A 6,576-nucleotide genomic window follows, 5' to 3' on the forward strand; every position below is an offset into this window, starting at 1 on the left:
GGTGCTCGGCGCCGAGGGGCTGCGGGCGCACCCGGCGCCCGTGCTCGAGGTCCGCGCCCATCGCGACCAGGTGGGCTTCGGGGCGCGGCAGCGGCGGCGCAACGTGGGCGGCTCGCACGGCCTGCGGCCCGGAACGGGGGCTGTCGTCGCGCGCTGGCCGGGGCGCGCGCGGATCGTCCTCGTCGACGACATCGCCACCACCGGCGCCACGCTCGCCGAGGCCGCCCGGGTGCTGGTGGCCGCGCAGGCGCCCCCCGATGCCTGCGCCGTCGTCGCGCTGGCCCCCGGCGGCCCCCGCCCGCCGGGCTGAGCGCCGTGGGACGCAGCGGTCCGCCATCCGGGCGGCGCACGAGGCCACGGCGGTCGCAGCCCCCATTTGCGGGCGCGATGTTATTTAATGAAGGCACCCCGTACTGGGGCTCCCGGTGCGGGGACGAAGGAACCGACGGCGCAAAGGAGAAGCATCATGGACATCGTGGTCAGGGGACGGCACGTCACCGTCTCGGACAGCTTCCGCTCTCACATTGAGGAGAAGGTCTCCAAGGTCGAGCAGCTCGCGCCGCGCGCGCAGCGCGTCGAGGCCGTCGTCACGCACGAGGCCAGCGCGAAGCAGCCCGAGACGGCCGAGCGGATCGAGATCACCGTGATCGGCAAGGGCCCGGTGCTGCGCGCCGAGGCCTGCGCCTCGGACAAGCACGCCGCCCTCGACCTCGCCTGGGCCAAGCTCATGGAGCGGCTGCGCCGCGCCCGCGACCGCCGCAAGGTCTCCCGCCAGGGCAAGCACCGCCCGCCGTCGACGGCCGAGGCGCTGGCCGATCTCGAGGCCGCCCAGGCCGAGCTCGCGGACCAGCCGGGCGCAGACGAGCAGCCGCCCACCGTGGACCGCACTGGCGGCCGGGTGCCCGCCGAGGGCGATTCCCCCGTGCTGCTGCGCGAGAAGAACTTCCCGGCCGACCCGATCGCGCTCGAGGAGGCGCTCAACCGCATGGAGATGGTCGGGCACGACTTCTACCTCTTCATCGACGAGCAGACCGGCAAGCCCTCGGTCGTCTACCGCCGCCGCGGCTGGAGCTACGGGGTCATCGCCCTCGACTCGGAGCTCGCCGCGACCGCGGACTGAGCCCGTGGCCCAGACAATGTCGCCGGAGGCGGCCAGGCGCTGTGCCCTGGCCGCCTCCGGCCTTGCCGGCCCGCGGCCGCGCACCGCCGACGCCCGCTCCCTGCGCCGCGTGTTCGACACGCTGCGCCTGTCCCAGGTGGACTCGGTGTCCCGGGTGGTTCGCTCGCACTACCTGCCCTTCTTCTCCCGCCTGGGCGCCTACCCGCAGCCCACCCTCGACCGGCTGCTCGGGCAGGCCCCGCGCATGGGCGTCGAGTACTGGGCGCACGCCGCGGCCTATGCCCATCCCAGCACCGTCGCGATGTTCGACGGCCGCCGCGCGGACTGGTACCGCCACGACTACGGCCAGGCCGATCCGGAGCACGGCGCGGCGTTCGCCCGGCTCATGCGCGAGCTGCTCGCGGCGCTGGCCGAGGGCCCGGGCACGGCCCGCGAGCTCGCGGCCCGCGTCGAGCACGGGCTGCCCGAGCGCCGCCGCGACCACTGGGGCTGGAATCCCACCCGCACGAAGTCCGCCCTCGAGGCGCTCTTCGCCGCGGGCAGCGCGTCCGTGGCACGGCGCAACCAGCACTTCGAGAAGGTCTTCGCGCTCCCGGCCGACGTCCACCCCGACCTGCCGGCGCCGGAACTGCGCTTCGGGCCCCCGGACGATCCGCAGGCGGGCATGCGCACCGGGGTGCGTCTGCCGCGCGGGATCGGCGGGCGGTCCAACGATGCCCAGGGCCTGATCCGGCAGGCCGCCGCGGCGCTGGGCGTCGCGTCGCTCGACTGCCTGGCCGACTACTTCCGCCTCACGGTCGCCGAGGCGCGCCGGGCCGCCCACGCGCTCACGGCAGCCGGTGAGCTGATCCCCGTGGAGGTCGCGGGCCGCGAGGCCTTCCGCTGGCTCGCGGCGCGCGTGCCGCGCGCGGTCGACGCTTGCGCCCTGCTCGCCCCGTTCGACCCGCTCGTCTTCAACCGCAGGCGCATCGCCTGGCTGTTCGGCTTCGACTACCGGATCTCCATCTACACGCCTGCCCACCTGCGCGAACACGGGTACTACGTGATGCCGTTCCTGTGCGGCGAGCGGCTCGTCGCACGCGTCGACGCAGTGGCCGACCGTGCCGCCGGAACGCTGAGCGCCCGCGCCCACTGGGAGCCCTGTGCCCGGGCCGGCGAGGCCGGCCCCGCCGGCCGGGCGCCCACGGGGCCGAGCGCCTCGGGCGCGGTGCCGGCCCGGCTGCGCGCGCGCCTGAGTGCGGAACTCGAAGAACTGGCGCGGTGGCTGGGACTTGGCCGGGTGCAGTCCACGCTAAGCTGAGGGGCGCAAGTCTGTTGTCTGCGGCCGCACGGGCGGCCGGGTGCTAGGAGAGACGTGGCCAACATCCTGGAGAAGATGCTCCGGTTCGGCGAGGGCCGCACGCTGAAGAAGCTGCGGAACTATGCGACGGCGATCAACAATCTTTCCGATGAGTTCGAGGAGATGACGGACGCGCAGATCCGGGAGGAGACGGACCGCTTCAAGGAGCGCCACGCGGACGGCGAGAGCCTCGACTCCCTGCTGCCGGAGGCGTTCGCCGCCGTGCGCGAGGCATCGGCGCGCACCGTGGGCCTGCGCCACTTCGACGTCCAGCTCATGGGCGGGGCCGCCCTGCACCTGGGCAACATCGCGGAGATGAAGACCGGCGAGGGCAAGACCCTCGTGGCCACCGCCCCCTCCTACCTCAACGCCCTGTCCGGCAAGGGCGTCCACGTCGTCACGGTCAACGACTACCTGGCGGGCTACCAGTCCGAGCTCATGGGCCGCGTGTTCCGGTTCCTCGGCATGGAGACCGGCTGCATCCTCTCGCAGATGACCCCCGACGAGCGGCGCAAGCAGTACGCGGCGGACATCACCTACGGCACGAACAACGAGTTCGGCTTCGACTACCTGCGCGACAACATGGCCTGGTCGGTCGACGAGATGGTCCAGCGCGGGCACAGCTTCGCGATCGTCGACGAGGTCGACTCGATCCTCATCGACGAAGCGCGCACCCCGCTCATCATCTCCGGGCCCGCCGACGGCGACGCCAACCGCTGGTACGGCGAGTTCGCCAACGTCGTCAAGCGCCTGCGCCCCGAGCGCGACTACGAGGTCGACGAGAAGAAGCGGACGATCGGCATCCTCGAGGCCGGCATCGACCGAGTGGAGAACTACCTGGGCATCGGCAACCTCTACGACGCCGACCACACGCCGCTCATCAGCTTCCTCAACAACGCGATCCGCGCCAAGGAGCTGTTCAAGCGCGACAAGGACTACGTCGTCCTCGACGGCGAGGTGCTCATCGTCGACGAGCACACCGGCCGCATCCTCGCCGGACGCCGCTACAACGAGGGGCTCCACCAGGCGATCGAGGCCAAGGAGGCCGTCGAGGTCCAGCCGGAGAACCAGACGCTCGCGACGATCACCCTGCAGAACTACTTCCGCCTCTACGACAAGCTCTCCGGCATGACCGGCACCGCCGAGACCGAGGCGGCGGAGTTCATGTCGACCTACAAGCTGGGCGTCGTGCCGATCCCCACGAACAAGCCCATGCAGCGCAAGGACCAGTCCGACCTCGTGTACAAGAACGTCGAGGGCAAGTTCGATGCGGTCGTCGACGACATCGCCGAGCGCCACGCGGAGGGCCAGCCCGTCCTCGTCGGCACCACGAGCGTGGAGAAGAGCGAGTACCTCTCGCAGAAGCTCGCGAAGAAGGGCATCGAGCACGAGGTGCTCAACGCGAAGAACCATGCGCGCGAGGCCGCGATCATCGCGATGGCCGGCCGCAAGGGCGCTGTCACGGTGGCGACGAACATGGCCGGCCGCGGCACCGACATCATGCTCGGCGGCAACGCCGAGCACCTGGCCGTCGCGGAGATGGCCGCGCGCGGACTGGACCCGGAGGAGGACTCCGAGGAGTACGAGGCGCAGTGGGGCGAGGTCCTCGCCGCCGCCGAGGAGCGGGTCGAGGACGAGGCCGCCGAGGTGCGCGAGGCCGGGGGCCTCTACGTACTCGGCACGGAGCGGCACGAGTCGCGCCGCATCGACAACCAGCTGCGCGGCCGCTCAGGGCGCCAGGGCGATCCGGGTGAGTCGCGATTCTACCTGTCGCTGCAGGACGACCTCATGCGGCTGTTCGGCTCGGGCGCCGCCGAGCGGATCATGGCCACGGCGAACGTGCCCGACGATGTGCCGCTCGAATCGAAGATGGTCTCCCGCGCGATCCTGTCCGCGCAGACCCAGATCGAGCAGCGCAATGCGGAGCAGCGCAAGAACGTGCTCAAGTACGACGACGTGCTCAACCGCCAGCGCACCGTCATCTACGACGAGCGCCGCGAGGTCCTCGAGGGCGCCGACCTCACCGATCAGGTGGAGCGGTTCCGCCACGACGTCATCCGCGCCTACGTGGATGCGGCGACGGCCGGCCCGCCGGAGACCTGGGAGCTCGACAAGCTGTTCGAGGGCCTCTCCGAGCTCTACGACTCGACGATCACGGTCGATGAGCTCGTCGAGGACGCGGGCGGCCAGGCCAACCTCGACCGCGCGCGCCTGATCCGCGAGCTCCAGGCCGATGCGGATGTCGCCTACGACCGCCGCGAGGCCGAGCTGGGTGAGGAAGCCACCCGCGAGCTCGAGCGCCGCGTGGTGCTCTCCGTCATCGACCGCCGGTGGCGCGAGCACCTCTACGAGATGGACTACCTGAAGAACGGCATCGGGCTGCGGGCGATGGCCCAGCGCGATCCGCTCGTGGAATACCAGCGCGAGGGCTTCGAGATGTTCAACACCATGCAGGAGGGCATGAAGGAGGACGTCTTCCGGCTGACGAACAAGCTCGAGGTCACGGTGTCGATGAACCCGGGGGAGGATCCCGAGGATCCGAGCGACGACTTCGTCGAGGTCGAGGCCGAGGAACTCAAGCCCAAGAAGCCGGAGATGCACCTCTCGGCGCCGTCCGAGACTGGCGATGCCGAGGAGGTCGACGAGGGCGCCGACGGGTCCGCCGGCTCCGGTGGGTCCGGCGGTCGCGGTGCGCGGCAGGCCCCGGCCAACCGCGCCGAGCGGCGGGCCAAGAACAAGAAGCGGTAGGCGCCCCGGCCTTGCCCAGCGCGGGCTGCCGGTGCGCTGCCCACCGCGCTGGCGGATCCGGTGCCCACCGTGCCTGCCGGTGGGGTGCCCAGGTCACCTGCCGAGGCGAAGGCGCTGCCGTCCGCAGCTGGCGCCGCCGCCCGCGAACTGCGCCGCCTACAGGGTGAGCAGCTGTGTGACGATCCAGCGGCCGCGATGGGTCTCGAGGCGCAGGGCCACCGCCCGGTGGCGGCGCCGCGTGCGGATGACGACGCACGCCTCGACGATGTCCTCGCTGATCCGGCAGATGCGCGGCCGCCCCGGTGCGAAGCCCAGGTGCTGCGGCGCCTGCGTGCGGCTGAGCTCGGCGCGCAGTTCGGCGCTCACGCGGATCCGCTCGAGCAGCGCGGGCTCGAACCAGCGGGCGATCGCGCGCAGGGCGCGCAGCCCGTGGAGCACCTCGACCGCGGCCAGGGCCAGTGAGGCCGCCGTGCGCTGCAGGTCGTCGTCGGCGGGCTCCGGGGGCAGTGGCTCCGCGCGCCGGCGGGCGAGCGGGTGCGCGCGCTGCTGGGCGGCGGCCTCGCGGTGCGGTCTGCGCAGCGTCAGTTCCTGTGTCATGGCATGTCCAATCTCTGTCCCGGCAGGATGAGGTCCGGGTCCGGTCCGATCCGGGCGCGGTTGGCGCGGTAGAGCTCGGCGACCCGCCGGGCGGTCTGGGCGGTCGATGCCGTGGGCGCCGTCCGCTGCGCGATCGACCACAGGCTGTCGCCCTCGACCACGACGACGGTGCGCCGGGCATGCCCGTGGCCCCGCGGCCCGGCCTTCCGGCCGCTCGTGCGCTCGCCCTCGGTGCGGTGCGGTTCCCGGGCACGGTCGGCCTTCCGCGTCTCCCGCTCCGTGTGCTGGGGCTGGGAGGGATCGGCCGTGGAGGGGCGGTCGGCGGGGGCCGTGGGCGTTCCGGGCCCGTGGGGCGCGGTGATCGGCCAGCCCGGTGACGTCGCATCGGCGCCGGGAGCGTCCGAGGCCGGTGGACTGGACGGTGCGGGCTTCGAGGGCTGTGATTTCGAGGGCTGTGGCTTCGAGGTCGCCGGATTCGAGGCTGCCTGCGTCGCAGGCGTCGGCGTGGAGGCCGGCGGGTCCGTCAGCGGCCAGCCCGGGGAGGTGACCCGCCCGTCGACAGTCGCGGCGGTGGGCTGCGGGATGCTTGCCCGTGGGGTGAGCGGCCAGCCGGGGGAGGCAGGATCCGGTGCCGGCGACTGTGCGCGGCCGACCTGCGCCGCCGTGGCCTGCGCGGCGGGTGCGGCGGCCGGTGTCTGCGCGGCGGCCGCTCCGGCGCCGACCCCCACGCGGCGGGTGGACGTGTAGTCCGCGGTGCGCACGCCCACCCCCA

The 6,576-nt window shown here is 72.8% G+C and carries 6 protein-coding genes; 4 read left to right on the top strand and 2 right to left on the bottom strand.

Features of this window, described 5'->3' with window-relative positions; genetic code table 11:
• From GSY69_RS13195 to secA, 4 genes are all read left to right on the top strand, one after another.
• Window positions 1-310 (top strand): ComF family protein (locus GSY69_RS13195; protein ID WP_407925029.1); only part of this gene is annotated, 310 nt, incomplete at its 5' end.
• Between the two features lie 156 nt (window positions 311-466).
• On the top strand, window positions 467-1,120 hold the full coding sequence (gene hpf / locus GSY69_RS13200; RefSeq protein ID WP_160954297.1) for a ribosome hibernation-promoting factor, HPF/YfiA family: 654 nt from the start codon (window positions 467-469) through the stop codon (window positions 1,118-1,120).
• A 4-nt stretch (window positions 1,121-1,124) separates the two neighbouring features.
• The gene (locus GSY69_RS13205) at window positions 1,125-2,420 is read left to right on the top strand and encodes a winged helix-turn-helix domain-containing protein (protein WP_328698877.1); all 1,296 of its coding nucleotides are present in this window, start codon (window positions 1,125-1,127) and stop codon (window positions 2,418-2,420) included.
• Window positions 2,421-2,474: 54 nt separating this feature from the next.
• Window positions 2,475-5,207 carry a preprotein translocase subunit SecA gene (gene secA / locus GSY69_RS13210; RefSeq protein ID WP_160954298.1) on the top strand — a complete coding sequence of 911 codons (2,733 nt, stop codon included), beginning with the start codon at window positions 2,475-2,477 and terminating at the stop codon, window positions 5,205-5,207.
• 156 nt (window positions 5,208-5,363) lie between these two features.
• On the opposite strand, the gene GSY69_RS13215 is transcribed toward secA, so the two are convergent.
• The gene (locus GSY69_RS13215) at window positions 5,364-5,804 is read right to left on the bottom strand and encodes an Rv3235 family protein (RefSeq protein WP_160954299.1); all 441 of its coding nucleotides are present in this window, start codon (window positions 5,802-5,804) and stop codon (window positions 5,364-5,366) included.
• A partial coding sequence (locus tag GSY69_RS13220; RefSeq protein WP_160954300.1) for a LysM peptidoglycan-binding domain-containing protein occupies window positions 5,801-6,576 on the bottom strand: 776 nt, incomplete at its 5' end. The genes GSY69_RS13220 and GSY69_RS13215, both read right to left, overlap by 4 nt.

The organism is Brevibacterium rongguiense (genome assembly GCF_009857845.1).
Lineage (GTDB): Bacteria > Actinomycetota > Actinomycetes > Actinomycetales > Brevibacteriaceae > Brevibacterium > Brevibacterium rongguiense.